The sequence below is a fragment of the Variovorax sp. J22R115 genome (assembly GCF_030317005.1).
Lineage (GTDB): Bacteria > Pseudomonadota > Gammaproteobacteria > Burkholderiales > Burkholderiaceae_C > Variovorax.
Window position 1 is genome coordinate 1 of record NZ_JASZYM010000033.1, and the last position, 26352, is coordinate 26352.

The following is a 26352-nucleotide window of genomic DNA, read 5'->3' on the forward strand; positions in this document are numbered from 1 at the left end:
CTCGCTGTCCTGCGCTCGCCGTTCAGAAGCCCGAAGGCGAACGCGATCTGCGAGCGGGTCATCGGGACGATTCGCCGCGAGTGCCTGGACTGGATGATCCCGCTGTCCGAGACGCATCTACGTTCGACCCTGCGCGAGTGGATCTCGCATTACAACGGCGGCCGCCCTCACACCTTCTTGGGCCCGGGTGCGCCTGGACCTCCCGCAGGACACGCGCTCGCCTCGAAGCCTGAACCCGACATCACTGGATGCCGGGCGCACCGGTGCGAGCGAAACCTGTGCTCGGCGGATTGCATCACGAATACTCGCTGGCGCCGAAGCTCGAGAGCGCGTAGCAGGGCCTCGCAAGTCCGCCCGACCTGTAGAAATCGCTCTGAACGTGCCGCAGTCGACCCATTGCACCGGCGCGGACGGTATTCTTGCGGACGACAAGCGACCACAGCCGCCATGCCCGGCAGCAAGCGCACCGATACTGGCGAAACTCACGTCCCATGCCGATACTAAAAGTGTGCCATGTGGAGCGCGCACAGGGTCATCCTCGAAGCCCCCAGGAGGAACTAATGGCCGCTGCGTTCGAGCCGAAATTGAACCAACTGCTTGCAGCGCTGCCAGACGGCGAGTGGCAACGTTGGAGGCCAGAGCTTGAATGGGTCGAGATGCCGCTGGGCCAGGTGCTTTATGAGTCGGGCATCACGCTGACCCACGTCTTCTTTCCGACCACCTCCATCGTCTCACTGTTGTACGTGATGGAGAACGGCGCCTCGGCCGAGATCGCTGTCGTCGGCAACGAGGGCCTTGTCGGCATCTCTCTCTCTTCATGGGGGGCGAGTCCACGCCCAGCCGTGCGGTGGTGCAAAGCGCGGGCCAGGGCTTTCGGTTGAAGGCGCAGGTAATGAAGGACGAGTTCAACCGGGCCGGCCCTGTGCTGCACTTGCTGCTGCGCTACACCCAGGCGCTGATCACGCAGATGGCGCAAACGGCCGTATGCAATCGGCACCATTCATTGGACCAGCAGCTGTGCCGCTGGCTGCTGTTGAGCCTGGACCGGCTGCTGGGCAATGAACTTGGTGATGACGCAGGAGCTGATCGCCAACATGCTCGGTGTGCGCCGCGAAGGCGTCACCGAAGGCGCGCTCAAGCTGCAGAGGGCCGGTCTGATCAGCTATGCGCGCGGTCACGTCTCGGTGCTGGACCGAAAAGGGCTGGAGCGGCGCTCCTGCGAGTGCTACGCGGTCGTCAAGAACGAGTACGACAGGCTCCTTCCCGTGCGTTTGGCGACTTAGCGCACGGGCGGCTGCTCGATGCCGGCGGCTGTCCCAAATTCAACTCGGCGAGGTCTCGGCGCATTAGTGGCGCGGCGAGCACCCGCCCGAAGACGGTCTCGATCGGCAGAAGCCCGTGAGGACTTTGAAGGCTCCGCCGGATACGCGAGTGGGGCCGCCCGCTCGCCGATCGACGGACGCCTTTAAAGCGCGCACACTGGTCGCTCTCGGCCTTGCCGGGAATGGAACGTCGCATGACGGAGCTGAACATGGAGCGGCGGCGCGGGATTCTGATGTGGGAGGCTTCTTGCGAGCGCCTTAAGAACGCACTGCACGCGGCCCCGCACATGCCACCAGCGACGCCCGAGCAGGTCGTGGAAGCGCTGCGCCTCGCGCGCAAGGCCCTCGACGAGCTAGAACTGGCGTTTGCACCGGAAGATGCCGATTGAACGGACTGCGGCCCCGTCCAGTGAAGTTGGCTCGCCTCACGAGTGAGGTGCTCGCCGGTGAGGTCTATGCCATGGGGCTAGGAAGATACGCCATGGCCCTTTTCCTTGAAGCCGCCGAGGCCTTGGTCGCCGACTATCTAGACGGACGCATCGTGCCGGAAGTCGTTCACAAAGCCGCAGTGCAAGCGGTCCGAACGCGGCTGATCGAGGGAAAGATGCCCGTCCTTGGCAAGACGTTGTGTAGCGATATTGACCGCGAGGCGAGTGAGCCGATTCCGCGATGAGGTCGTAAAGATCCGAGGGGAGCATCCCCGGTGCCGCACGCCGGCTCGCGGATGGAAACGAAGCCGTCGCGCTGAACTTTCTCCACGTCGCCAGTCGTGATGGACGCCACCAGCGAAGAGACAGGTGAAGACCTGGCCCTTCTGGTCGCCGACTTATCGCGCTCCTACAGCTCTGTCTCCTCGCGTTCGCGTTACGCACGCATCGTTGATACGGTCGTCCAGACGGCCACGCTCGCAGTCGTGACGTGAACTGTCGCCGGGTTAACCCCGAGTCCGCCGTCCGGAAAAGCGGACGGCCTGACGGCGCAATGCGCAGATCGCCGGCGACCACCGCCACGAAGCTTGGCAAAACGCGTGCTAAATCAATCACTTAGTGGGAGGCACGGATCGCCCCCCGAGTGGCATGTCGATTGCTCTACAGAAATGCCGGCCGCGTCACTCGACTCAGCCAGGCCATGACACAGGAGACAAACCGATGAGCACCATGGGTGACCTTGACCCCACGGAAACGGGTGAATGGCTCGAAGCGCTGGGCGCGGTCCGGCAGCACCGAGGCAGCGACCGCACCAACTATTTGTTGAACCGGCTGGTCGACGAGGGCCGACGCGAGGGCTTGTTTGTGCCCCGGTCGCTCAACACGGCCTACAAGAACACCATCCCGCCCGAGCGCGAGGAGAAGTCGCAAGGCAACCGCGAGATCGAGCACCGCCTTCGCTCGATCATCCGCTGGAACGCGATGGCGATCATCCTGCGCGCCAACAAGGACTCGTCCGAGCTCGGCGGCCACATCGCGAGCTTCCAGTCGGCGGCCACGCTCTACGACATCGGCTTCGGGCACTTCTGGCACGCGGCCACCGACACGCATGGCGGTGACCTGCTCTTCATCCAGGGTCACAGCTCACCGGGCATCTATGCGCGCGCCTTCCTCGAAGGCCGATTGACCGAGCAGCAGTTGCTCAACTACCGCCAGGAAGCGGATGGCAATGGCATCCCCTCCTACCCGCACCCCTGGCTGATGCCGGACTTCTGGCAGTTCCCGACCGTTTCCATGGGCCTCGGCCCGCTGATGGCGATCTACCAGGCGCGCTTCCTCAAGTACCTGCACGGCCGCGGGCTCGCGGACACGGCTCCGCGCAAGGTCTGGGCCTTCATGGGCGACGGCGAGATGGACGAGCCCGAATCCCTCGGCGCCATCTCGCTGGCTGGCCGCGAGAGCCTCGACAACCTCGTGTTCGTCATCAACTGCAACCTGCAGCGCCTCGACGGGCCGGTGCGCGGCAACGGCAAGATCGTTCAGGAGCTGGAGAGCGTGTTCCGCGGCGCGGGCTGGAACGTCATCAAGGTGCTGTGGGGCAGCGGCTGGGACGCGCTGCTCGCGAAGGACACGAGCGGCAAGCTGCTGCAGCGCATGGAAGAGTGCGTCGACGGCGAGTACCAGGACTTCAAGAGCAAGAGCGGGGCCTACGTGCGCGAGCATTTCTTCGGCAAGTACGAAGAGACCCGCGCGCTCGTGGCAGGCATGAGCGACGACGAGATCTGGGGCCTGACCCGTGGCGGGCACGACCCCGAGAAGGTGTTCGCCGCGTACGCCGCCGCCGTCAAGCACAAGGGCCAGCCGACGCTGATCCTGCCCAAGACCGTCAAGGGCTACGGCATGGGCGAATCGGGCGAGGGCCAGATGATCGCCCACCAGGCCAAGAAGATGACCCAGGACGCGCTGCGGGGCTTCCGCGACCGCTTCCAGATCCCGGTGTCGGACGAGGAACTGCCCAACGTGCCGTTCATCCGACTCGCCGACGACAGCCCCGAGATGAAGTACCTGCGCGAGCGCCGCGCCGCGCTCGGCGGCTACCTGCCACAGCGCCGCCGCACGTCGGCCTCGCTCGCGATCCCGCCGCTCGCCACCTTCGAGCGCTTGCTCAAGGACACCGGCGAGCGCGAGATCTCGACCACGATGGCCTTCGTGCAGATGCTCGGCACGCTCGTGCGTGACAAGGTGATCGGCAAGCACGTCGTGCCCATCGTGCCCGACGAGTCGCGCACGTTCGGCATGGAAGGCATGTTCCGCCAACTCGGCATCTGGTCCTCGCTCGGCCAGCTCTACAAGCCGCAGGACGCCGACCAGCTCATGTACTACCGCGAGTCGAAGGACGGCCAGGTGCTGCAGGAAGGCATCAACGAAGGCGGCGCGATGTCGAGCTGGATCGTCGCGGCGACCTCGTACAGCACGAACAACGTGCCGATGATCCCGTTCTACATCTACTACTCGATGTTCGGCCTGCAGCGCGTGGGCGATCTCGCCTGGCTGGCCGGCGACATCCGCGCCCGCGGCTTCCTGCTTGGCGGCACCGCGGGGCGCACCACGCTCAACGGAGAAGGCCTGCAGCATGAAGACGGCCACAGCCACATCCTGGCCGGCACCATTCCCAACTGCATCTCGTACGACCCGACCTTTGCCTACGAGGTGGTCGCCATCGTGCGCGACGGCATGCGCCGCATGTACACCGACCAGGAAGACGTGTACTACTACATCACCCTCATGAACGAGAACTACCCGCACCCCGGCATGCCCGAGGGCAGCGAGGCTGGGATTCTGAAGGGCCTCTACCAGCTCAGCGACGGCGGCAAGACGCCGAAGAAGGGCCATTGCGTTCAGCTCATGGGCAGCGGCACCATCCTGCGCGAAGTGATCTTCGCGGCCGACCTGCTCAAGGACGACTTCGGCATCGTCGCCGACGTGTGGAGTGCGACGAGCTACAACGAATTGCGCCGCGACGGCATGGCCGCCGAACGCTGGAACCGGCTGCATCCGACCGAGCCCGCGCGCAGGAGCCATGTCGAGCAGTGCCTCGAAGGCCATGACGGCCCTGTCATCGCCGCCACCGACTACATGCGCAACTACGCCGACCAGGTGCGCGAGTACGTGCAGGCTGCGGGCCGGCGCTACACCGTGCTCGGTACCGACGGCTTCGGTCGCAGCGACTACCGCCGCAAGCTGCGCCGCTTTTTCGAGGTGGACCGCTGGCACGTGGCCGTCGCCGCGCTCAAGGCGCTGGCCGACGATGGCGTGATCAAGCCCGCCGTGGTGGCCGAGGCCATCAGGAAGTACGGGCTCGACGCCGAGCGTGCCGCCCCCTGGACCGTCTGAGGCAAGCCATGAGCAAATCAATCGACATCAGGGTTCCCGACATCGGCGACTTCAGCGACGTGCCCGTCATCGAGCTCTTCGTGAAGGTCGGCGACACCGTGAAGGCCGAGGACCCGTTGGTCTCGCTGGAATCCGACAAGGCCACGATGGACGTGCCGGCCCCGCACGGTGGCGTGGTGGAGTCCATTGCCGTGAAGCTCGGCGACAAGGTCAGCGAGGGCAGCGTGATCATGAGCTTCAAGGCCGACGGCGCTGCCACTGCCGCCGCGGCACCTGCCGAGGCCGCCAAGCCCAGCGTGAGCGCGGCACCCTCGGCGACCAGCGCGCCGGCCGGCGTGGCTGACGTGCGCGTGCCTGACATCGGCGACTTCAAGGACGTGCCCGTCATCGAGATCTTCGTGAAGGTCGGAGACGCCGTGAAGGCCGAGGACCCAATCGTCTCGCTCGAATCCGACAAGGCGACGATGGACGTGCCCGCGCCGCTCTCGGGCGTGGTGCAGGCCATCGGCATCCGGGTCGGCGACAAGGTCAGCGAAGGATCGGTGATCCTGACGCTGGCGACCGGCGAGGGGCCAGCAGGGGCCGCGGCGGCCGCCCCGGCAGCGCCCGTGGTCGCAGCGACCGCACCCGCATCGCCGGCCGCAACGACGAGTGGCGCCGTCGACGAAGCCGCGTTCGCACTGGCCTACGCGGGCCCCGCCGTGCGCAAACTCGCACGCGAGCTCGGCGTGGACCTGGGGAGGCTCAAGGGCACCGGCGACCACGGACGCATCGTGCGCGCGGACGTCGAGGCCTTCGCGAAGGGCGGCAGTGTGGCCGCGGCGCCCGCGGCCGGCAAGGCCGCCGCGGCACCCGGGGGCGGTGGCTTCGACCTGCTGCCCTGGCCCAAGGTCGATTTCGCGAAGTTCGGCCCGACCGAGCGACAGGAACTGTCGCGCATCAAGAAGATCAGTGCGGCGAACCTGCACCGCAACTGGGTCGTGATCCCCCATGTGACGACGCACGACGAGGCCGACATCACCGATCTCGAGCCGTTCCGCGTACAGATGAACAGGGAGCTGGAGAAGTCGGGCGTGAAGATCAGCATGCTGCCTTTCATGATGAAGGCGGCGGTCGCCACGCTCAAGAGGTTCCCCGAGTTCAACGCCAGCTTCGACGGCGATGCACTGGTGCTCAAGAACTACTGGCACATCGGCTTTGCGGCTGACACGCCCAATGGCCTGATGGTGCCGGTGATCCGCGACGTCGACCGCAAGACCGTGCCCGAGATCGCGAAGGAGATGGGGGAACTCGCCAAGCTCGCGCGCGACGGCAAGCTCAAGCCGGACCAGATGTCGGGCGGCACCTTCACGATCAGCTCGCTCGGCGGCATCGGCGGCATCTACTTCACCCCGATCATCAACGCGCCCGAGGTCGCCATCATGGGCGTGTGCAAGAGCTACTGGAAGCAGCACTCCAGCGACGGCAAGACCTGGCAGTCACGCCTCACGCTGCCGCTGTCGCTGTCGTGGGACCACCGCGTGATCGATGGTGCCGCCGCTGCGCGCTTCAACGTGCATTTCGCCAACGTGCTCGCCGATCTGCGGCGCGTGCTGTTCTGAAGGAAGCTCTCTCATGGCCCATACGGTGGAAGTCAAAGTCCCGGATATCGGCGAGTTCAAGGACGTCGCGATCATCGAGCTGCTGGTCAAGCCGGGCGAGGTCATCGCGGTCGATACCGGCCTGATCATGGTGGAGTCCGACAAGGCCTCGATGGAGATTCCGTCGAGCCATGCGGGCACCGTCAAGGAACTCAGGGTTGGACTTGGCGACAAGGTCAGCGAAGGCTCGGTGATCCTCATGATCGAAACGGCTGCGGCGACGACCGCCGCAGCGCCGGCTGCAGGCCCCGCCCCGGCAACGACCGCGCCGGCCGCCCCTGCAGTCGCCACACCCTCACCCACGGCCGGCAGCTACGCCGGCCAGGCCGACATCGAATGCGAGGTGCTCGTGCTCGGTGCCGGCCCCGGCGGCTACTCAGCCGCCTTCCGCAGCGCCGACCTCGGAATGAAGACGGTGCTGGTCGAGCGCTACGCCACGCTTGGCGGCGTGTGCCTCAATGTCGGCTGCATTCCTTCGAAGGCGCTGCTGCACACAGCGAGCGTGATGGACGAAGCCGCATTGCTCGGCAAGCACGGCATCAAGTACGCCGCACCCGAGATTGACATCGACGCGCTGCGCGGTTTCAAGGACGGCGTGGTCAAGAAGCTCACCGGTGGCCTGGCCGGCATGGCCAAGGCGCGCAAGGTCGAGGTTCTCACCGGCGTCGGCAGCTTCCTCGACCCGAATCATGTCGAGGTGGTGGCCGAAGGCGGTGCGAAGAAGGTCGTCAAGTTCGCCAAGGCCATCATCGCAGCGGGCTCGCAGGCGGTGAAGCTGCCCTTCATGCCGGAGGACGAACGCGTGGTGGACTCCACCGGCGCGCTCATGCTCAAGGGCATCCCGAAACGCATGCTCGTGATCGGCGGCGGCATCATCGGCCTCGAGATGGCCACGGTGTACTCCACGCTGGGCACGCGCATCGACGTGGTCGAAATGCTCGACGGACTGATGCAGGGTGCCGACCGCGACCTCGTCAAGGTGTGGGAGAAGTTCAATGCGCCGCGCTTCGACAAGGTGATGCTCAAGACCAAGACCGTCGGTGCGAGGGCGACTCCGGCCGGCATCGAGGTGAGCTTCGAGGGCGAAAAAGCGCCGAACGAAGCGCAGGTCTACGACCTCGTGCTCGTGGCCGTGGGCCGCAGCCCCAACGGCGGGAAGATCGGCGCGGAGAAGGCCGGCGTCGCTGTCACCGATCGCGGCTTCATCGAGGTCAACAAGCAGATGCGCACCAACGTGCCGCACATCTTCGCGATCGGCGACATGGTTGGCCAGCCCATGCTCGCGCACAAGGCGGTGCACGAGGCGCATGTGGCTGCCGAAGCCGCGCATGGCGAGGCCGCCTTCTTCGACGCGCGGCAGATCCCCTCGGTGGCCTACACCGACCCCGAGGTGGCCTGGGCCGGCAAGACCGAGGAGCAATGCAAGGCCGAGGGCCTCAAGATCGGAAAGGCGGTGTTCCCGTGGGCCGCGTCGGGCCGCGCCATCGCCAACGGCCGCGACGAGGGATTCACCAAGCTGATCTTCGACGAGGCCACGCACCGCATCGTCGGCGGAGGCATCGTCGGCACGCATGCGGGCGACCTGATCAGCGAGGTGTGCGTGGCCATCGAGATGGGCTGCGAGCCCGGCGATATCGGCAAGACGATTCACCCGCACCCGACGCTCGGCGAATCGATCGGCATGGCAGCCGAAGTCTTCGAAGGGCATTGCACCGATTTGCCTCCGGTGAGGAAGAAGTAGGGCGCCCGCGATGTCCCTGGAGCTTGCCTTCGAGGCCATCGGATCAGGCCTGCCGGTGGTGGTGCTGCACGGCCTGTTCGGCGCCGGGCGCAACTGGACGCATGTGGCGCAGTCGCTGGCCGCGGACTACCGGGTCTACCTGCCCGATGCCCGCAACCATGGCGCCTCGCCATGGGCCGAGTCCATGTCGTACGCCGAGATGGCGCGCGACGTGCTCGCGCTGATCGAACGCGAACGCCTGCAGCAGCCCTTCGTGGTCGGCCACAGCATGGGCGGCAAGACCGCCATGGCGCTCGCACTGTCGCATCCGCAGGCGATCGGTGGGATGGCGGTGATCGACATCGCGCCAGAGAGCTACACCGACCAGTTCTCGTCCTATGTGTCGGCCATGCGAAGCCTCGACGGCGCCGGGGCCGTCACCCGCCGCGAGATTCGCCACGTGCTGGCCGACAGCCTCGGCGCCCAAGCGCCGGTCGACTTCCTGATGCAGAACCTGCGGCGTCGCAACGACCGCTTCGACTGGCGGCTCAACCTGCTCGCCACGGGCCTGTGCATGCGCGAGCTCTGCAGCTTTCCGCAGGCGCTGCGCGATGCCCGCTTCGACGGACCAGCGCTCTTCCTGCACGGCGCGGAGTCCGACTACCTGCGACCTTCGTCGCTCGCCGGCATCCGCGCGCTGTTTCCGAATGCGCGGACCCAATGCATCGCCGATGCCGGTCACTGGGTACATGCCGATCAGCCGGCGGCGCTGCTGAGCGGTCTGCGCGACTGGCTGGTCGACGCCTGCGCGGCCACCCCTCATTGATATCCCCGAAGGAGACACCCATGTCTGACAACCTGCGCGAAGCCGCCCTCGACTACCACCGCTGTCCCACGCCGGGAAAGATCTCGGTGAGCCCCACCAAGCCGATGGCCACGCAACGCGACCTCGCCCTGGCCTACTCGCCCGGCGTGGCCGACGCCTGCATGGAGATCGCGCGCGATCCCGCCGAGGCCATGAACCTCACCTCGCGCGCCAATCTCGTGGCCGTCATCACCAACGGCACGGCGGTGCTGGGGTTGGGCAACATCGGCCCGCTGGCCGGCAAGCCGGTGATGGAAGGCAAGGGTTGCCTGTTCAAGAAGTTCGCCGGCATCGACGTCTTCGACATCGAGCTCGACGAGAACGACCCCGACGCGCTGATCGACACCATCGCGCGCATGGAGCCCACCTTCGGCGGCATCAATCTCGAGGACATCAAGGCGCCCGAGTGCTTCTACATCGAGAAGAAGCTGCGCGAGCGCATGAAGATCCCAGTGTTCCACGACGACCAGCACGGTACCGCGATCGTTGCTGCAGCGGCCATCCTCAATGCGCTTAGGCACGTTGGCAAGGACATCCGCGAGGTGAAGCTGGTGGCCTCCGGTGCCGGCGCCGCGGCGCTCGCCTGCCTCGACCTCATCGTGAGCCTCGGCCTGCCGATGCGCAACATCTTCGTCTCCGATAGCGCCGGTGTCGTCTACGTGGGCCGCAGGGAGCAGATGGACCCCAACAAGGCCCGCTATGCGCAGGACACGCCCGCGCGCACGCTCGCCGACGTCATCGGCGGCGCGGACATCTTCCTCGGTCTCTCCGCCGGCGGCGTGCTCAAGCCCGAGATGGTGCAGGCCATGGCGCGCGACCCGATCATCCTCGCGATGGCCAACCCGACGCCGGAGATCATGCCGGAAGACGCGCTGGCGGTGCGACCCGACGCCATCCTCGGCACCGGGCGCTCGGACTATCCGAACCAGGTCAACAACGTCCTCTGCTTTCCCTTCATCTTCCGGGGCGCGCTCGACGTCGGCGCCACCACCATCAACGAGGAGATGAAGCTCGCCGCCGTGCGCGCCATCGCCGAGCTCGCGCATGCCGAGATTCCCGAGGTCGTGGCCCAGGCCTACGGCGCGGTCGGGCTTCGATTCGGGCGCGACTACCTGATTCCCAAGCCCTTCGACCCGCGCCTGATCGAGGCCGTAGCGCCTGCCGTCGCACAGGCCGCAGCCGACAGCGGCGTGGCGTCCCGGCCCATCGCCGACATGGAGAACTACCGCCAGCGCCTGTCACAGTTCGTCTACCAGTCGGGCAGCAGCATGCAGCCGTTGTTCGCGGCCGCCAAGCAAGCGCCCAGGCGCGTGGTCTATGCCGAGGGCGAGGACGAGCGCGTGCTGCGCGCCGCGCAAGTGGTGGTCGACGAGGGGCTGGCGCGACCGCTGCTGCTGGGCCGCCCCGAGGTGATCGCACAGCGGATCGCGCAGTTCGGCCTGCGCCTGCAACTCGGCGTGGATTGCGAAGCCATCGACCTGCTCGACGCCGAAGTGCACGGTGATGCGGCCGAGGCCTACTACCAGCTCAAGCGGCGCGACGGCATCTCGCGTGCGGTAGCGCAGACCGAGATGCGCAGCCGCGGCACGCTGCTCGCCGCGATGCTGGTCCGGCAGGGCCGCGCCGATGCGATGCTCTGCGGCACGCTCGGCGGCTATGGCGACCACCTGCGCCATGTGCGCGACGTGATCGGCCTGCGCCCTGGCACCCGGACGATGGCGGCAATGCAGATGCTCATGCTCCCGGGCCGCCAGCTGTTCATCTGCGACACGCACGTCAACCGCGAGCCCGACGCCGCGCAGATCGCCGAGATCACCCTGCTGGCGGCGGACGAAGTGCGCCGCTTCGGCGTCACGCCCAGCGTGGCACTGCTGTCGCATTCGAATTTCGGGGGTTCGGACGCGCCCTCGGCCCTGAAGATGCGCGACGCACTCGGAATCATCAGGGCGCGCGACCCGCAGCTCGCGGTGGAGGGGGAGATGCGCGGCGACGCGGCGCTGTCGAAATCCATCCTGGACCACGAGTTCCCCGACTCGGCGCTCAGCACCGAGGCCAACGTGCTGATCATGCCCAACGTCGACGCGGCCAACATCTCCTACAACCTGCTGCGCATGGCCGCCGGCAGCGGCATCACAGTGGGCGGCATCCTGCTGGGCGCGGACCGCCCGGTGCACATCCTCACGCCATCGTCGACCGTGCGCCGCATCGTCAACATGACCGCCCTGGCGGTGGTCGATGCGAACTCGCACCGCGGTGCGGCCTGACGCAGGCCGCCGGCGTCGGAATCTATCAAGGAGACCTTCCGTGGACCACCAACCCGTATCCAAACCTTTCTACAAGTCCCTGTACTTCCAGGTCATCACGGCCATCGTCATCGGCGTGCTGCTGGGGCACTTCTATCCCGACACCGGCGCAGCCATGAAGCCGCTGGGCGACGGCTTCATCAAGCTCATCAAGATGATCATCGCGCCGATCATCTTCTGCACGGTGGTCGTCGGCATCGCCGGCATGGAGGACATGAAGAAGGTCGGCAAGACCGGCGGCCTCGCGCTCCTGTACTTCGAGATCGTCAGCAGCGTCGCGCTCGTGGTAGGCCTGGTCATCATCAACATCGTGCGGCCCGGCGCGGGCATGAATGTGGACGTGAGCCAGCTCGACGCCAAGTCCGTTGCCGCCTACACGGCGCCCGGGCAGATGCAGGGCACCGTCGACTTCCTGCTGCACGTGATCCCCAACACGGTGGTCGACGCCTTTGCCAAGGGCGAGATCCTGCAGGTGCTGCTGATCGCCGTCATGTTCGGCTTCGCGCTGCACAAATTCGGCGGACGCGGCACGCTGGTGTTCGACTTCATCGAGAAGTTCTCGCACGTGCTGTTCGTGATCGTCGGCTACATCATGAAGGTGGCGCCCATCGGTGCCTTCGGTGCGATGGCCTTCACGATCGGCAAGTACGGCGTCAGCTCGCTGCTGCAGCTCGGCCAGCTCATGGCGACGTTCTACGCCACCTGCCTGCTCTTCATCTTCGTGGTGCTGGGAGGCATCGCACGGGCCCACGGCTTCAGCATCTGGAAGTTCATCAAGTACATCAAGGAAGAGCTGCTGATCGTGCTGGGCACCTCGTCCTCCGAATCAGTGCTGCCGCGCATGATGGCCAAGCTCGAGAACCTGGGCGCCAAGAAGTCGGTGGTCGGACTGGTCATCCCGACCGGCTATTCGTTCAACCTCGACGGCACGTCCATCTACCTGACGATGGCGGCCGTGTTCATCGCGCAGGCGACCAACACCGACATGACGCTGATGCAGCAAGTCACCCTGCTGCTGGTGCTGCTGCTGACCTCCAAGGGCGCGGCCGGCGTAACCGGCAGCGGCTTCATTGTGCTCGCCGCCACGCTGTCGGCGGTGGGTCACGTGCCGGTGGCAGGCCTGGCCCTGATCCTGGGCATCGACCGCTTCATGTCCGAAGCTCGCGCGCTGACCAACCTGATCGGCAACGGCGTCGCCACGGTGGTGGTCGCCAAGTGGACCAACGACCTGGACACCGAGCGCATGCGACGCGTCCTGAACAACGAGACGCCTGCCGAGGCCGACGCGCCGGAGGAAGTGCTCGACAAGATCGACGGCCACATGCCCGTGGGGCAGTCGCGCTGAACCCGGCCGGTCGCCTCGACGAGCCGCACATCATGAACAGTCCCCTGCACAAGCACCGCGTTGTGATCGTCGGCGGCGGTGCCGGCGGTCTGGAGCTGGCCACGCGGCTCGGCGATTCGCTGGGCAAGCGCGGCGCGGCGGACATCACGCTGGTCGACAAGAACCGAACCCACGTCTGGAAGCCCAAGCTCCACGAGATCGCATCGGGCAGCATGGACATGAGCGCGCACGAGGTGGACTACCTTGCGCAGGCGCATTGGCACCACTTTCGCTTCAGGCTCGGTGAGCTGACGGGCATCGACCGCGAGGGGCGCGAAGTCCGCGTCGCGCCCTACGTCGACGACGAAGGCCGGCTGGTCACGCCCGAGCGCGCATTCGGCTACGACACGCTGGTAATCGCGATCGGCAGCCTCAGCAACGATTTCGGCACGCCTGGCGTGCGCGGGCATGCGCTGCGGCTCGAATCGAAAGCCGACGCGCTGCGTTTCCATGCGCGCATGGTGAATGCCTGCATCCGCGCGCATGCCCAGACCACGCCGCTGCGGCCCGAGCAACTGCACGTGGCGATCATCGGCGCGGGGGCCACGGGCGTCGAGCTCGCGGCCGAGCTGCACCGCACGACGCGGGAGGTCGTGGCCTACGGCCTGGACCGCGTCGATGCCGACAGGGACATCCAGGTCAGCGTCATCGAGGCGGCCGACCGTGTGCTGCCCGCGCTGCCGCCGCGGATGTCGGCTGCCACCGAGGGGCTGCTGCGCAAGCTCGGCGTGGACGTCCACACTGCCGCCAAGGTCGCCGAGGTGCTGCCCGACGGTGTGCGCCTGGCCGACGGCCGCATCCTGCCGGCCGAGCTGGTGGTGTGGGCTGCGGGCGTGAAGGCGCCCGACTTCATGAAGGACATCGCAGGACTCGAAACCAACCGCAGCAACCAGCTCGCCGTGCTGCCGACCCTGCAGACCACACGCGACGAGAACATCTTCGCCATCGGCGACTGCGCGCAGTGCGCCTGGCCCGAAGCCAACGGCGGCAAGGGCGGCTTCGTGCCGCCGCGCGCACAGGCCGCGCACCAGCAGGCCTCGCACGTGGCGGCGCAGATCCGCCGGCGCCTGGCAGGCAAGGCGCTCGGGCCGTATCGCTACCGCGACTTCGGCTCGCTCGTGTCGCTCGGCGAGTTCAGCACCGTGGGCAACATGATGGGCGGCCTCATTGGCGGCAGCCTGATGATCGAAGGCCTGTTCGCGCGGCTCATGTACATGTCGCTCTACAAGATGCACGAGCTGGCGCTCCACGGCCCGGTCAAGGTCTCGCTCGACACGCTGGCCCGCCTGATCACGCGGCGCACCGAACCTCACGTCAAGCTGCATTGAGCCGGCGCACGCATTCGCAATTTCATTCGCAACCTTAAGGAGACTCTCATGTCAGACGAAATCGTGATCGTGGCAGCCCAACGCACGGCGGTGGGCAAGTTCGGCGGCGCGCTCGCCGGCATTTCCGCGCCCGAGCTGGGCGCCCACGTGGTGAAGGGCCTGCTCGCCAAGGCCGGTGTGCCGGCCGATGCGGTCTCTGAAGTGATCATGGGCCAGGTGCTGGCGGCCGGCTCGGGTCAGAACCCGGCACGCCAGACCGTGATCAAGGCCGGCCTGCCGATCGGCGTGCCCGGCATGACCATCAACAAGGTCTGCGGCTCGGGCCTCAAGGCCGTGATGCTGGCCGCGCAGGCAGTGAAGTGCGGCGATGCCGAGATCGTCGTGGCCGGCGGGCAGGAGAACATGAGCGCGGCGCCTCACGTGCTGCCCAACTCGCGCAACGGGCAGCGCATGGGCGACTGGAAGATGGTCGACACCATGATCGTCGACGGTCTGTGGGACGTCTACAACCAGTACCACATGGGCACCACGGCCGAAAACGTGGCGAAGAAATACGGCATCACGCGCGAGATGCAGGATGCGCTGGCGCTGGCCTCGCAGCAGAAGGCCGCAGTCGCACAGGATGCAGGACGCTTCAACGACGAGATCCTGCCCTTGAGCATCGCACAGAAGAAGGGCGACCCGGTCGTCTTTGCCGCGGACGAGTTCGTGAACCGCAAGACCACCGCGGATGCGCTGGCCGTCTTGCGCCCAGCCTTCGACAAGGTGGGCTCGGTGACCGCCGGCAATGCCTCGGGCCTCAACGACGGCGCTGCAGCGGTGCTGGTGATGTCGGCTTCGCGTGCCGCCGCGCTCGGCCTGCAGCCGCTGGCCGTGATCCGTGCCTACGCCAGCGCAGGCCTCGACCCGTCGCTCATGGGTATGGGTCCGGTACCCGCTTCGCAGCTGGCTCTCCGGAAGGCCGGCTGGAAGGCGCAGGACCTGGACCTGATGGAGATCAACGAAGCCTTCGCGGCGCAGGCCTGCGCGGTCAACCGCGAGATGGACTGGGACACCAGCCGGATCAACGTCAACGGCGGCGCCATCGCCATCGGCCACCCCATCGGCGCCTCGGGCTGTCGCGTGCTGGTGACGCTGCTGCACGAGATGCGCCGCCGTGGTGCGGATAAGGGCCTGGCGTCGCTGTGCATCGGCGGTGGCATGGGCGTGGCGCTGGCCGTCGAGCGGGCCTGATGCGGATTGATTTCAAACACAAAGGAGCAATGAAATGAGCGATCAAGGAAAAGTGGTGCTGGTCACCGGCGGCATGGGCGGCCTGGGCGAAACGATCTCCACCAAGATGGTGGATGCGGGCTACCGGCTTGCGGTGACCTATTCACCGGGCAACAAGACACATGCCGACTGGGTCGCGCAGATGGGGTCGCGCGGCTACGAGATCCTGGCTGTGCCCTGCGATGTGGCGGACTACGACTCGTGCGCGGGCGCAGTCGCCGAGGTTGCGCAGAAGCTGGGACCGGTCGAGGTACTGGTCAACAACGCCGGCATCACGCGCGACATGACCTTCAGGAAGATGGACCGAGTCAACTGGGACGCCGTGCTGCGCACCAACCTCGACAGTCTGTTCAACATGAGCAAGCAGGTGGCCGACGGCATGGTCGACCGGGGCTGGGGCCGCATCATCAACGTGTCGTCGGTCAACGGCTCCAAGGGCGCGTTCGGCCAGACCAACTACTCGGCGGCGAAGGCCGGCGTGCACGGCTTCACCAAGGCGCTGGCGCTCGAGGTGGCGAAGAAAGGTGTCACCGTCAACACCATCTCGCCGGGCTATATCGGCACGAAGATGGTCACGGCGATTCCCAAGGAGGTGCTCGACAGCAAGATCCTGCCGCACATCCCGGTGGGCCGGCTCGGCAAGCCCGAGGAGGTGGCGGGTCTCATCATCTACCTTGCCTCGGAAGAGGCGGCCTTCGTGACCGGGGCCAACATCGCCATCAACGGCGGCCAGCACATGCAATGAGCCGCGCCACCTTGCGTGGCGTGCACAACCGGGCTGCCACCGATGCGGACATCCCGGCCTTGTGCAATAACGCTCGCATGATGACAAGCGAGCCGGCCCGGCGCTTCGATCCACCTTCCAGGACTCCCCGACGTTGGCGCGGCGTGTGGCGATGGTGCGGTGCGCTGGCACTGGTGGCGATCGCCGCCTTCGCGGGGCACCAGGCCGCCATGCAGGCCGGCCTGGCTCGCCTGCGCGATGCGGCCGAGCACCGGCTCGACATGCTCGCGACCGGCCTGGATGCCGACCTAGCCCGCTTCGACTACTTGCCCGCGTTGCTGGAGATGACACCCATCGTGCCCGCGTTGCTCGGCACGCCGGACGATGCCGGCCTGCGCGAGACGGTCAACCGGTACCTGGACGGCGTCAACGCCACCGCGGGCGCCGAGATGCTCTATGTGCTCGACAGTGCAGGCACCTCGCTGGCCGCATCGGACTGGGACAAGCCGGGCACCACCATCGGCCAGGACCTGTCCTTCCGGCCCTACGTGATCGATGCGCTGGGCCAGGGCAGGGGACGCTTCTACGGGGTCGGCATCACCAGCAAGCGGCCGGGCTACTACCTATCCTATGCGCTGCGCCGCGACCCAACGTCCCTCGGGGTGGTCGCTGTCAAGGTCAACCTCGAGGAGGCAGAGCGCACCTGGCGCAAGCTTCCGGGCGACGTGGCTCTGATCGACCAGCGCGGGGTGGTCATTCTCTCGACGCGCGACGACCTGAAGTTCAGGCCCTTGCGGCCGCTGGACGACCAGCAGCGCGCCGACGTGCTTCGCTTCCGCCCCTACGGTGAAGCGAGCCTCCAGCCGCTGCAATGGTCGCTGAAGCAGGTTCTGGCGCCCGATGTGCAATTGATTTCTCTCGATGGCGTGGACCAGCTCGTGTCGGGACGCGCGCTCCACGGCGCGCCCTGGCGCCTCGTGCTGATCGACGACATGGCACCGCTGCGCGTGGCGGCTCGCAACGTCGCCATCACCGCGAGTCTCGCGATGGCGGTGCTGCTGCTCGTCGTGGTCGCTCTGTGGCAGCGCCGTCGCGCGCTGAGGCACAAGCTGGCGAGCCAGGCGGCACTGCAGGCGGCGCACGACAGCCTCGAATCCACCGTGGTCGCGCGCACCGCGCAGTTGCGCGCCGCGCAGGACGAACTGGTGCACGCGGGCAAGATGGCGGCACTCGGCCAGATGTCGGCGGGGCTGGCGCACGAACTCAATCAGCCTCTCACGGCGATGCGGGCGTTGTCGGAAAGTGCCGCGATCCTGCTCGAGAAAGATCGTCTCGACGACGTGCGCGGCAACCTTCACCGTATCCGCGGCATGGTGGACCGACTTGCGCGCCTGACCTCGCAGCTCAAGACTTTTGCGCACAAGAGCGAACTGCCGCTGGTACCGGTCGCCGTGGCGCAATGCATCGCCGATGCGCAGGGCATAGTGGCCGACGCGTTGAACCGGCAGGGCATTGCCATCGAAGTCGACGTGCAACCCCGCGCGCTCGGCGTCATGGCCGAGGAGGCCGCACTGGGCAGCGTGCTCGTCAACCTGATGCGCAACGCCATCGACGCAATGCACGACACGCCGCATGGCCGGCTTTGCGTCGCGGCGAAGGCGCAGGGCGGCCGCGTCCTCGTCGAGGTCAGCGACACCGGCCCGGGCATCCGTGCGGACATCCTGCCGCATCTGTTCGAGCCGTTCGTCACCAGCAAGCCGGCGGGGTCGGGGCTGGGCCTGGGACTGGCGATCTCGGCACAATTGGTGCGGGTCATGGATGGCACCTTGCACGTCGCCAACCTGGAGGGCGGCGGTGCGTGCTTCACCGTCGACCTGTCCGCGTGCAGTATGTCAAACCCCATCCACGGGAGTGATCCACAGTGAGCGATGTTCCGGGCATTCGGGTCCTGCTGGTCGAGGACGACGAAGACGTGCGCATCAGCACGACCCAGTTGCTGAGCCTGACCGGCCTGGATGTCGAATCGTTTTCCAGCGTCGAGCGTGCGCGCAGCCACATCAGCTTTGGCGTTCCGGCCATCGTCGTGTGCGACGTGCGCCTGCCGGGCATCACCGGCACCGAGTGGATGCTCGAACTGCACAAGGCCGACGCCGAGCTGCCGGTCATCCTGATCACGGGCCATGGGCACATCGCGATGGCCGTGGATGCGATGCGCGACGGCGCCTACGATTTCATCGAGAAGCCCTTCACGACCGAGCGATTGGTGGCGATCGTGCGCCACGCCATCGAGCGTCGGCAACTGACGCTGCAGGTGCGCGCGCTGCGCGACGCCCTGGACAACTGGCAAGGCATCCAGTCGGTGCTGATCGGCCGATCGGCGCAAATGCAGCAGGTACGCCGCACGGTGATGACGCTGGCCGACACCTCGGCCGATGTGCTGATCCACGGGGAGACCGGTACCGGCAAGGAGTTGATCGCGCGCTGCCTGCATGACTACAGCAGGCGCCGCCGGCAGCACTTTGTGCCGCTCAACTGCGGCGGACTGCCGGAGTCGCTGGCAGAAAGCGAACTCTTTGGCCACGAGCCCGGTGCATTCACCAGCGCCAATCGCGTGCGGGTCGGAAAGTTCGAATATGCCGACGGCGGCACGCTGTTCCTTGACGAGATCGAGAGCATGCCGATGGCGGTGCAGATCAAGCTGCTCAGGGCGCTGCAGGAGCGCTCCGTCGAGCGCATCGGTTCCAACAAGTCCATTCCTTTCGACTGCCGCGTGGTGGCCGCGAGCAAGGACGACCTCAAGGACCTCAGCGACAAGCAGAAGTTCAGGGCCGACCTTTACTACCGTATTGCGGTCGCGTTCATCGAATTGCCTCCGCTGCGCGAGCGCCGGGAGGACATTCCGCTGCTGTTCGAGCACTTCACCCTGCTGGCAGCCAGCCGCTACGAGCGTCTCGCGCCTGTCGTGAGCAGCGACCAACTGGCGGACCTGATGGCGTACGCGTGGCCGGGAAACGTACGCGAACTGCGCAACGTGGCCGACCGTTTCGTGCTTGGCCTGCTCGGAGGAGGGCGCCTGACGCAGGAGCACGGGACTGATGCGTCATTGCCGCAGGGGTTACCACAGCAGGTCGAATCTTTCGAGCGTGCTGTCATCGTCGAGGCGCTGCGCAAGCATCATGGCGACCAGTCGGCGACCGCGTCCGCGCTTTCCGTTCCGCGCCAGACCCTGTTCGATAAGCTCCGCAAACTCGGCGTCGCCGCAGAACAGTTCAAGTGACTGGCCCCCCATCGCGGGCGTCAGCGGCTTGCGTGCGGCAACACGGCGTGACGCCGCTTGCGTTTCGCGAAGACGAGCAGCGGCGTGCGGCTGCGGCTGAATCCGGCGAAACGCTGCTCGCCTGCCTGCACGAGCGGTTGACCCGTCTGGACAGCGCACGCCAACGTTGCCAAACTATTCCGCATGGCAATCCCCCACGCCTCATCCGGTCAGGTCGTGAACCTCCGCGCGCTCGACGTGGAGGCGGCTGAGACCTGTGCACTCCTCAAGGCCGGCGATATCGAGATCATGTGGCTGGTGCTCCCGGCGGGCAAGCAGGTCCAGTCGCATGCCGTCTCGACCTCGATGACCTTGCACTGCGTGCGCGGAAGAGTCGAGGTGCAGCTCGACGGCAACATGAAGCTGCTGGAGGCCGACCAGGTCATGTACCTCGCCGGCGGTTTGCCGCACGGCCTTCATGCGCTGGAAGAGAGCAGGCTGCTCATGACCCTCGTGCTGCCTGCCATCCGCACCGATTGAGGCGGGCGAGGCACGCCGCTGTAGCCCTGCGCGGCGCAGCCTAACGAAGCACGTAGCTCGCCAGCACTGCGGCCTGGATGCGCCGCCGCTTGGAGGACGTGCACGCGTTGCGCCCCAGGACACCGGCGATTCACTAGTTCACTGCCAGCGCCGCGCTGTTGGGTATCGGCTGGGCAGGGCGACTGTCGGGTGATGAGCTGTGGACGCGATCCACCAACTTGGTGGGCGTCGCGGCGGCCGGAGTCGGGGTAGAGAGCATTTGATTTGGTGGGGTCATGCCGCCAACGACATCGTCGACATGTTGGACGCGAACCCCGGGTACCAACGGGCGAAATCATTGCGGAGTTGGCCGTCGATGACGCGGACCCGCACCTGCAGCAGCATGTGCGCGCTGCGTGGATTCCAGCGCATCTGCTGCGACTTCGACATCCGCTTGTCGATGATCTGACTCACGGCGGACTCGACGAAGGCGCCGGAGATGCGCCGTCCTGCTCTGTAACGCCGCGCGTAGTTGGGCAGCGAGTCTGCGTTGTTGCGCAGGTAGCCGAGCAGCTCGAGGGTGAGCTTTCGAATCTGGCGCGCAGCCGGCTTGCGACACACCGTCGATTTGCCCAGGACGTACAGCATCACGGTCAGGCGCCGCATGGCTTCCTGCGCTCGGCCATGCCAGAGGCGCCACGTCAGTCCGCCGGCAAGCCTCGACAACCAGTCGTGGTCGGCGGATCTGAGCTGACTCGCCGTTGGCCGACCATGGACGACAGCGTTGAGCTTGCCCACACGTTGTCTGAGGTGGTACCAGTCCAGGATATGCCTCACACGGGGCAGCGTCGACAACTGCTACTGGCGAAGCTGCACGTCACCGTCGGTGAAGACCTCCATCGGCAAGTCGTGCCCGCCAAACGAAGCGATGACGCCGCGCACCCGCGCGTGCGAATGCGGATCAACCGCCCGCACGGCGATGCGGCCAAACAGGCTGCAGTAGTGGGCGTCGTGGTAGTCCTTGATGGCGCGATTCTGGCCGCAGGATTTGCACCGGCGCTGGTTGGCGCACAGCAGCTCAACCTGACGCCTGACGACCTGGGCCTGCAAATGCGCAAGCGCTGCTTTGCCGTTCGCCAGACTCAGGCCCAGTGTCTCGATGTTCCAGCGTGAGCAGCGGCTGCGGATCCGACTCGACCGCTCCCTCAAGAACCATCAGACTGAGCTTGATCTGCATGGCCATCTCCGAGCAAACAAGGAGGACCGATTCTCAGCCCCCGCCGGTGCCGGCTCGCCAAGATGTCAGCGGCTGCTCACCCCACCAAATCAAATGCTCTCGGGGCGTCATTGGATCTCCAGGATCTGCGCGTTTGCGCGCGCGCCCAGATCCATTGACCGGGTACGTAGCAGTTTGCCGGATTCACTGAAATAGTAATTGCAGTTGTCAGAGGTGGTGACGCGCGGTGCGTCCCACTGCACGCACAAGCGTCCGTCGTCCTCGAACTTCCATGCGCCACGACCCATCTTGCCGCTCTTCTGGTCCTTGTAGAAGACATTGCCGTCGCCCCTGACATACCACCTGAAGGTGCTACCTGTGATCAACTGGATGAAGGTTTGATTCTTGCCCACGAACATCTGCTCCAACTCGGCTTTGCCCATGAATCGGCGTTCGGTGGGTCGCATTTCCGCCGAACTGGCCAGCGCCTTCTTTGCAGCCGACTGGATTGCGGGAGGCGGCGGCGCCTTGGATGACACCAACTTCTGTCGGGTTGAAGCGAGATCGGACTGCAGTCGATCGATGCGCTCGACAGCGGCGGGCGGCGGCGCTGTGGCCGCGGCCGCTTTCGCGACCGGCCCGGAGGGCTTTTCGCGCGCAAGGCGCGGTTCCTGTGCTGTCGCAGCCGGAAGGGCGGGCTGTTGATGGGCAGCTGCGAGCAATTGTCGTTCTCGCGCGAGCTGCGATTCAAGCAACTTCACCCGGTCTTGCAGGGCCCGCTCCGCCACGGTGGGGGCCGAACGCGCCGGGTTGAAACTGAAGTCGGACGTCAGTGAGGTGTTAACCCACGGCACCTGCCTCCCGTTAGTGTCGCGTAGAACGCGCATCCTGACGGTCTTGAACATCTGCTCGACCTCCAACCCAGGCACCATCATTTCCTGCGCCAGCGCGCGCGTGTAGACGCTATTCTTGCCAGTCGGGCCATCTTCCGCGGGAGCGCCAGGCGCAGATGCGTAGGCGATCAAGGCACCGCGAGCGCCCATCTCTGCCAACCCGCCGGCGGTGGCGATGCTGCGCGTGCGGCCGGCGAACGGGTTGTCGCGGCAGGCGTCCAGAATGACGATGCGCACACCTGCCGCGCCGCCGGCGCGGTCAAGGCGGCTAAGAAACAGCTCCTCAATATCGATTGACTCGTCTTTCACCTCCTCTTGGTCTCTGAGGTTGAGGTCCACTGGCAACAGGTAGTTGCGCCCATCGATCTGAACGCCGTGGCCAGCGTAATAAAAGACTGAGGTCACGCCTGCCTGCTGCGCTCGCCGCGCAAACTCTCGCAGCGCACGACGAAAAGGCAGCACCGCGAGGTTGATCTGCTCGTTGACCTCGAACCCCAATTTACGCAGGTTGGCTGCGATCAAGTGAGCGTCGTTCTGTGGATTCGGAAGCGGCACGGCGGGATAGTTCGAGTTCCCTACCACCAGAGCGATGCGCCGGTCCCGTGGCTGCACATCGGCTGCGAGGGCATCCGTCCAAGCACCTATCAGAGTGCCGAGAGCTACGATGAATGCAAGAGACCGCATCGCAAGAATGTCGACGAGACCGGACCGCTCTGCAACATGTATTTCGGGGCGCTGCCTGAACTCCAAGGCGGCGGCCGGCCTGCTGAATACTTCCACGCCCAAATGCCTCGGACGGCCCCCGGCGAGGGGAGCCGACGGTCAAGATTGTCGTTCGCCCTCAATGGGTGCGAAAAGTCGTGACAGCTTGAGAACAGGCCGATGCGTGCCCGGCGCGCGGAGTACGACTATCTTGGAGCGGCCATCAAGCGAGGAAGCGCCGCAGCAGATCGCACTATTCATGAATCTTCGGCTCTGTCGGGCGGGCGATTGCCTGTATCGATCATCCGAGCCACTGCGCTCACCTGGGCGGCTCCTGCCCGGAAATGCCCGTACTTCTCGAGATTGAACCGGTACGTCCCGCGGAAATTGATGTGCAAGAAGTGTGCGGGTCCGATCCGGCGAAGCCAGTCGTCCTCCATCGGTATGCCGGTGGCCCTGAGACGGGCAACAACGCTGTCCATGCGGCTGGTGTTCCAGGCGAGCACGATGTTCGTGAGCAGGGCGTGCGCCCCGGAGATCGCCACCATTTCCTGCCTGCGCCGTCCCGGGTCCTGCGCTATCTGCCCGCCGTTGCCTTCAGGCACACTACTGTTCTGAGTTGGAATTCAGCTGGGACGGGTTTGGGCGCCGCGCTAGTGCGGCTGAAGCGTCTGCTGATGGCGGTGGCAAACCTCAAAGCCCAAGCTCAGCCTGCTGCGAGGCGGGGCGACAAGATTGCGCCCTTCATTGAACTCTTCGATGCAGCTGTGTCCGACGATCTCAATACTGCTGTCGCGCTCACCGTGCTGGAGGACGTGGTTGCCGCGAAGAAAATCAATCCGACTCAAAGACTCGCGGCAATAGCGGGTATGGACGCGGTGCTGGGACTCGTCGCTCGAGGTTCGAGAGTTTGGCGAAATTGAGCCGGCGTTTCGGGCTGCGTCCGACGCGCGCGCTGGCGCGCTGCTGGTGTCGGCTGGTCCGCGGTTGTTCCAGAATCAAGAATACCTTGTGGAACTGGCCGCCCGTCACCGACTACCCGCCATGTACGAGCTTCGTCCGTTCGTCGATGCCGGAGGTTTGATCTCCTTTGGCGCTGACATCTACGACATCTGGCGTCACGCCGCCCTCTACGTGGACAAGATTTTGCAGTGTGCGAAGCCGTCCGATTTGCCGGTCGAACAGCCCACAAAGCTCGAGCTCGTCATCAACCTTAAAACCGCGGCGGCTTTTGGATTGGCCATTTCGCCTTCGCTGCGTTTGCGCGCGGACGATATTAGTCGATGACTTGGCGACGCCGCGTAGTCGTCGGGGCGCGTCGACATCGCCGGCCAGCTGGTGGCGAGTTCGCTGCGCTGGGCATCAGGCGGCGACGGCCTCGCATGAAGCCGCCTGCACGGGGATATGGCCGCGCTCTTCCTTGATGCGGTTGGCCTCGTCGACGAAGACCAGCTTCGGTCGATGCGCCGCCACCTGCGCCTCGGGCACCAGGCCGAAGGCCGCGATGATGATCAGGTCGCCGACAGCGGCGCGCCGCGCGGCCGACCCGTTGACCGAGATGATACCCGTGCCGCGCTCGCCGCGAATCGCATAGGTCACGAAGCGCTCGCCGTTGTTGATGTTCCAGATGTGGACCTGCTCGTTCTCGGCCATGCCCGCGGCATCGAGCAGGTCTTCGTCGATGGCGCAGGAGCCTTCGTAGTGCAGTTCGCAGTCGGTGACCGCGACACGGTGGATCTTGGACTTGAGGAGGGTGCGAAACATGATCGGAGGGTCCTTTCTCTGAATGCAAATGGTTGGGTGTCAACCTGCGGCTGACACGACGGTGGCCGGAGCGTACGCCACGAGCACCGTGCGACGGCACAGGCTGGACGTTGGTCGGCGAAGGATGCGCAGGGCCTCGAGGTCCAGCCAGAGGCGGCCGACTTGGCCAGTGGATCGAATGGGACCACGGTCGGCCTCGACGGCGGCTATCTGCGGCTTTGCCACCCTGTCGAGGAAAAATCGTTCGAGGTCGTCGCCGGCCGCGCCATGCGCGCCGGGGTCGGTCAGCGCAGCGTGGCGTTCGTTTGAACGGTTGACGAACATTCCCGCGAGCGGGTCCGCGGTTTCCTGGCTTCGTTCGGCGGGCAGGATTTGCTGATGGAGGTGTTCTCGGACGGCGACATCGAGCTTCGCCAGTGGCAGCTGTCGACACTGCTCCGTGTGAGACATATCCTGGACTGGTACCACCTGCGACGACGAGTGGGCAAACTCAAAGCCTCATCCATGGCCGGCCAACGGCCAGTCAGCTCAGAGTCGCTGACCATGACTGGTTGTCGAGGCAGGCCGGCGGATTGAAGTGGCGGCTTTGCGTGTCAAAGCAGGTTGACGGGACTCAGGCCGCGAGCCGGTGCTGCAAGAAGAATCGCAGCATTTCGTGCGAGGCATCGGGGCCGGAGGCGTCGTTCAGCCGGATCGTTTCACTGCCGCCTGCCCAAGCATGGCCAGCGCCATGCACGATCCAAAGCTCGCGAGCCGGCACGCCGCCGGGACCGTAGTCGACCGAACGCGTGTAGGCACGTCGTCCTTCGCTGGCATCCGTGGTGGCGCGCAGCGATTCGACGGGCAGGGGCTGATCCCGCGCAATTCGGGGTGCGCCGTGAATGGCCTCGGCGTTGGACGGATGCACTAGCGCGTCTGCGTCACCGTGGAAGACGATGCTCGCGACGGTATGAGGGAGCTCTTCGTCCAACGACGCAGCGTCATCACGATCCGTGCGCGCACGGGGGCCACCGGACATCAATCGCATTCCCGAATACACGTCGTGCGCAAGGCCGGCGGGAGCGCCGGAGTGCACACCGAGCGCGGCGTACAGCCTTGGATAGTCTCGTCCCAGCACCGCGGCCATCGCGCCGCCGGCCGACATCCCGGCCACGTAGACCCGCGCCGGGTCGATGTCGTGCTCGTGCATCACCTCCCGCGTCATGGCTGCGATCACGGCGGCGTCGCCCTCGCTGTTGGAGGGGTCCTGCAACGCATACCACGTCCAGCAGCGCAAGGGGTGGGCAGATAGCGACTGCTCGGGATACAACACCAGCACTCCCGACGACTCGGCGGCTTCGTTCATGCGAGTGCCGGCGGCGAACTCCTCGGCGCTCTGCGAACAACCGTGCAGCATCACGAGCAAGGGCGCCTGGCGGCGGCTGCGCCGCGCCGGTTCGTAGAGCATGTAGCGACGCTGCGTACCCTTGCCGTAGTGGCCTTCGGTGAATCGTCCTGAAGCCACTTGCTTGGCACCTGCCGCTGGTCGTCGCAGGCCCGCGACCACGTCACGCGCTGAACGCAGCGGCGCGCTACCCGCGCGGATCAGCCAGGCCTTGCACCATTGCCAGACGGCACGCGGCC

At 66.0% G+C, this 26352-nt stretch carries 23 protein-coding genes and 2 pseudogenes; 19 read left to right on the forward strand and 6 right to left on the reverse strand.

The genetic code is table 11. The annotated features are described in order from the left end of the window. The first annotated feature begins 9 nt into the window (after positions 1-9). The 16 genes and pseudogenes from QTI04_RS32640 to QTI04_RS32715 all read left to right on the forward strand — a co-directional run bounded on the left by QTI04_RS32640 (position 10) and on the right by QTI04_RS32715 (position 20175). A complete protein-coding gene (locus QTI04_RS32640) occupies positions 10-504 on the forward strand; it encodes an integrase core domain-containing protein (protein WP_286619423.1) in 495 nt (164 codons plus the stop codon). A gap of 56 nt (positions 505-560) precedes the next feature. After that, positions 561-1283: pseudogene (locus QTI04_RS32645) on the forward strand (Crp/Fnr family transcriptional regulator). 233 nt (positions 1284-1516) lie between these two features. Further along, a complete protein-coding gene (locus QTI04_RS32650; RefSeq protein ID WP_286619379.1) occupies positions 1517-1711 on the forward strand; it encodes a hypothetical protein in 195 nt (64 codons plus the stop codon). Between the two features lie 92 nt (positions 1712-1803). Next, positions 1804-1995 (forward strand): hypothetical protein, encoded by a 192-nt coding sequence (locus QTI04_RS32655; protein ID WP_286619381.1) that lies wholly within the window; start codon positions 1804-1806, stop codon positions 1993-1995. A 475-nt stretch (positions 1996-2470) separates the two neighbouring features. Beyond that, complete coding sequence (aceE, locus tag QTI04_RS32660) at positions 2471-5143, forward strand: pyruvate dehydrogenase (acetyl-transferring), homodimeric type (RefSeq protein ID WP_286619383.1); 2673 nt, start codon at positions 2471-2473, stop codon at positions 5141-5143. An 8-nt stretch (positions 5144-5151) separates the two neighbouring features. After that, a complete protein-coding gene (locus QTI04_RS32665) occupies positions 5152-6744 on the forward strand; it encodes a dihydrolipoyllysine-residue acetyltransferase (RefSeq protein WP_286619384.1) in 1593 nt (530 codons plus the stop codon). Positions 6745-6757: 13 nt separating this feature from the next. Further along, positions 6758-8524 (forward strand): dihydrolipoyl dehydrogenase, encoded by a 1767-nt coding sequence (gene lpdA, locus QTI04_RS32670; protein WP_286619385.1) that lies wholly within the window; start codon positions 6758-6760, stop codon positions 8522-8524. Between the two features lie 10 nt (positions 8525-8534). Continuing rightward, positions 8535-9329: an alpha/beta fold hydrolase gene (locus QTI04_RS32675; RefSeq protein ID WP_286619387.1), complete on the forward strand. Its 795-nt coding sequence runs from the start codon at positions 8535-8537 to the stop codon at positions 9327-9329. Between the two features lie 20 nt (positions 9330-9349). Continuing rightward, positions 9350-11632 (forward strand): NADP-dependent malic enzyme, encoded by a 2283-nt coding sequence (locus tag QTI04_RS32680; protein ID WP_286619389.1) that lies wholly within the window; start codon positions 9350-9352, stop codon positions 11630-11632. Between the two features lie 40 nt (positions 11633-11672). Further along, entirely contained in the window at positions 11673-13016 is a 1344-nt protein-coding gene (locus tag QTI04_RS32685) for a dicarboxylate/amino acid:cation symporter (RefSeq protein WP_286619391.1), read from the forward strand. Positions 13017-13048: 32 nt separating this feature from the next. After that, entirely contained in the window at positions 13049-14383 is a 1335-nt protein-coding gene (locus tag QTI04_RS32690) for an NAD(P)/FAD-dependent oxidoreductase (RefSeq protein ID WP_286619393.1), read from the forward strand. 48 nt (positions 14384-14431) lie between these two features. After that, on the forward strand, positions 14432-15616 hold the full coding sequence (locus QTI04_RS32695; protein WP_286619395.1) for an acetyl-CoA C-acetyltransferase: 1185 nt from the start codon (positions 14432-14434) through the stop codon (positions 15614-15616). A gap of 34 nt (positions 15617-15650) precedes the next feature. Next, positions 15651-16400 (forward strand): acetoacetyl-CoA reductase, encoded by a 750-nt coding sequence (gene phbB, locus QTI04_RS32700; protein WP_286619396.1) that lies wholly within the window; start codon positions 15651-15653, stop codon positions 16398-16400. Beyond that, entirely contained in the window at positions 16397-18304 is a 1908-nt protein-coding gene (locus QTI04_RS32705; RefSeq protein WP_286619397.1) for an ATP-binding protein, read from the forward strand. The genes phbB and QTI04_RS32705 overlap by 4 nt, the downstream gene beginning before the upstream one ends. Further along, positions 18301-19656: a sigma-54 dependent transcriptional regulator gene (locus QTI04_RS32710; RefSeq protein WP_286619398.1), complete on the forward strand. Its 1356-nt coding sequence runs from the start codon at positions 18301-18303 to the stop codon at positions 19654-19656. Before QTI04_RS32705 ends, QTI04_RS32710 begins: the two co-directional genes overlap by 4 nt. Before the next feature lie 183 nt (positions 19657-19839). Next, positions 19840-20175, forward strand: a complete 336-nt coding sequence (locus QTI04_RS32715; RefSeq protein ID WP_286619399.1) for a cupin domain-containing protein — start codon at positions 19840-19842, stop codon at positions 20173-20175. 273 nt (positions 20176-20448) lie between these two features. Here QTI04_RS32715 and QTI04_RS32720 read toward each other — a convergent pair whose 3' ends face one another. After that, on the reverse strand, positions 20449-20820 hold the full coding sequence (locus QTI04_RS32720; protein ID WP_286619401.1) for a hypothetical protein: 372 nt from the start codon (positions 20818-20820) through the stop codon (positions 20449-20451). Between the two features lie 105 nt (positions 20821-20925). On the opposite strand from QTI04_RS32720, the gene QTI04_RS32725 reads away from it, so the two are divergent. After that, the gene (locus QTI04_RS32725; RefSeq protein WP_286619402.1) at positions 20926-21327 is read left to right on the forward strand and encodes a hypothetical protein; all 402 of its coding nucleotides are present in this window, start codon (positions 20926-20928) and stop codon (positions 21325-21327) included. Positions 21328-21498: 171 nt separating this feature from the next. Here QTI04_RS32725 and QTI04_RS32730 read toward each other — a convergent pair whose 3' ends face one another. Then, complete coding sequence (locus tag QTI04_RS32730; RefSeq protein ID WP_286619424.1) at positions 21499-22947, reverse strand: caspase family protein; 1449 nt, start codon at positions 22945-22947, stop codon at positions 21499-21501. Between the two features lie 275 nt (positions 22948-23222). Beyond that, positions 23223-23558, reverse strand: a pseudogene (locus tag QTI04_RS32735) (Tn3 family transposase); the annotation flags it as partial. Positions 23559-23642: 84 nt separating this feature from the next. Between QTI04_RS32735 and QTI04_RS32740 the strand changes: the two are divergent. After that, on the forward strand, positions 23643-23888 hold the full coding sequence (locus tag QTI04_RS32740) for a DALR domain-containing protein (protein WP_286619404.1): 246 nt from the start codon (positions 23643-23645) through the stop codon (positions 23886-23888). A 43-nt stretch (positions 23889-23931) separates the two neighbouring features. Continuing rightward, positions 23932-24252 carry an ABC transporter substrate binding protein gene (locus tag QTI04_RS32745; protein WP_336621924.1) on the forward strand — a complete coding sequence of 107 codons (321 nt, stop codon included), beginning with the start codon at positions 23932-23934 and terminating at the stop codon, positions 24250-24252. Between the two features lie 75 nt (positions 24253-24327). Here the strand turns inward: QTI04_RS32745 and panD are convergent, their stop codons facing one another. The 3 genes from panD to QTI04_RS32760 all read right to left on the reverse strand — a co-directional run bounded on the left by panD (position 24328) and on the right by QTI04_RS32760 (position 26233). Then, entirely contained in the window at positions 24328-24729 is a 402-nt protein-coding gene (gene panD / locus QTI04_RS32750) for an aspartate 1-decarboxylase (RefSeq protein WP_286619406.1), read from the reverse strand. Between the two features lie 39 nt (positions 24730-24768). After that, on the reverse strand, positions 24769-25053 hold the full coding sequence (locus QTI04_RS32755; RefSeq protein ID WP_286619408.1) for a hypothetical protein: 285 nt from the start codon (positions 25051-25053) through the stop codon (positions 24769-24771). A 289-nt stretch (positions 25054-25342) separates the two neighbouring features. Continuing rightward, on the reverse strand, positions 25343-26233 hold the full coding sequence (locus QTI04_RS32760; RefSeq protein ID WP_286619409.1) for a PHB depolymerase family esterase: 891 nt from the start codon (positions 26231-26233) through the stop codon (positions 25343-25345). Positions 26234-26352: the final 119 nt, after the last annotated feature.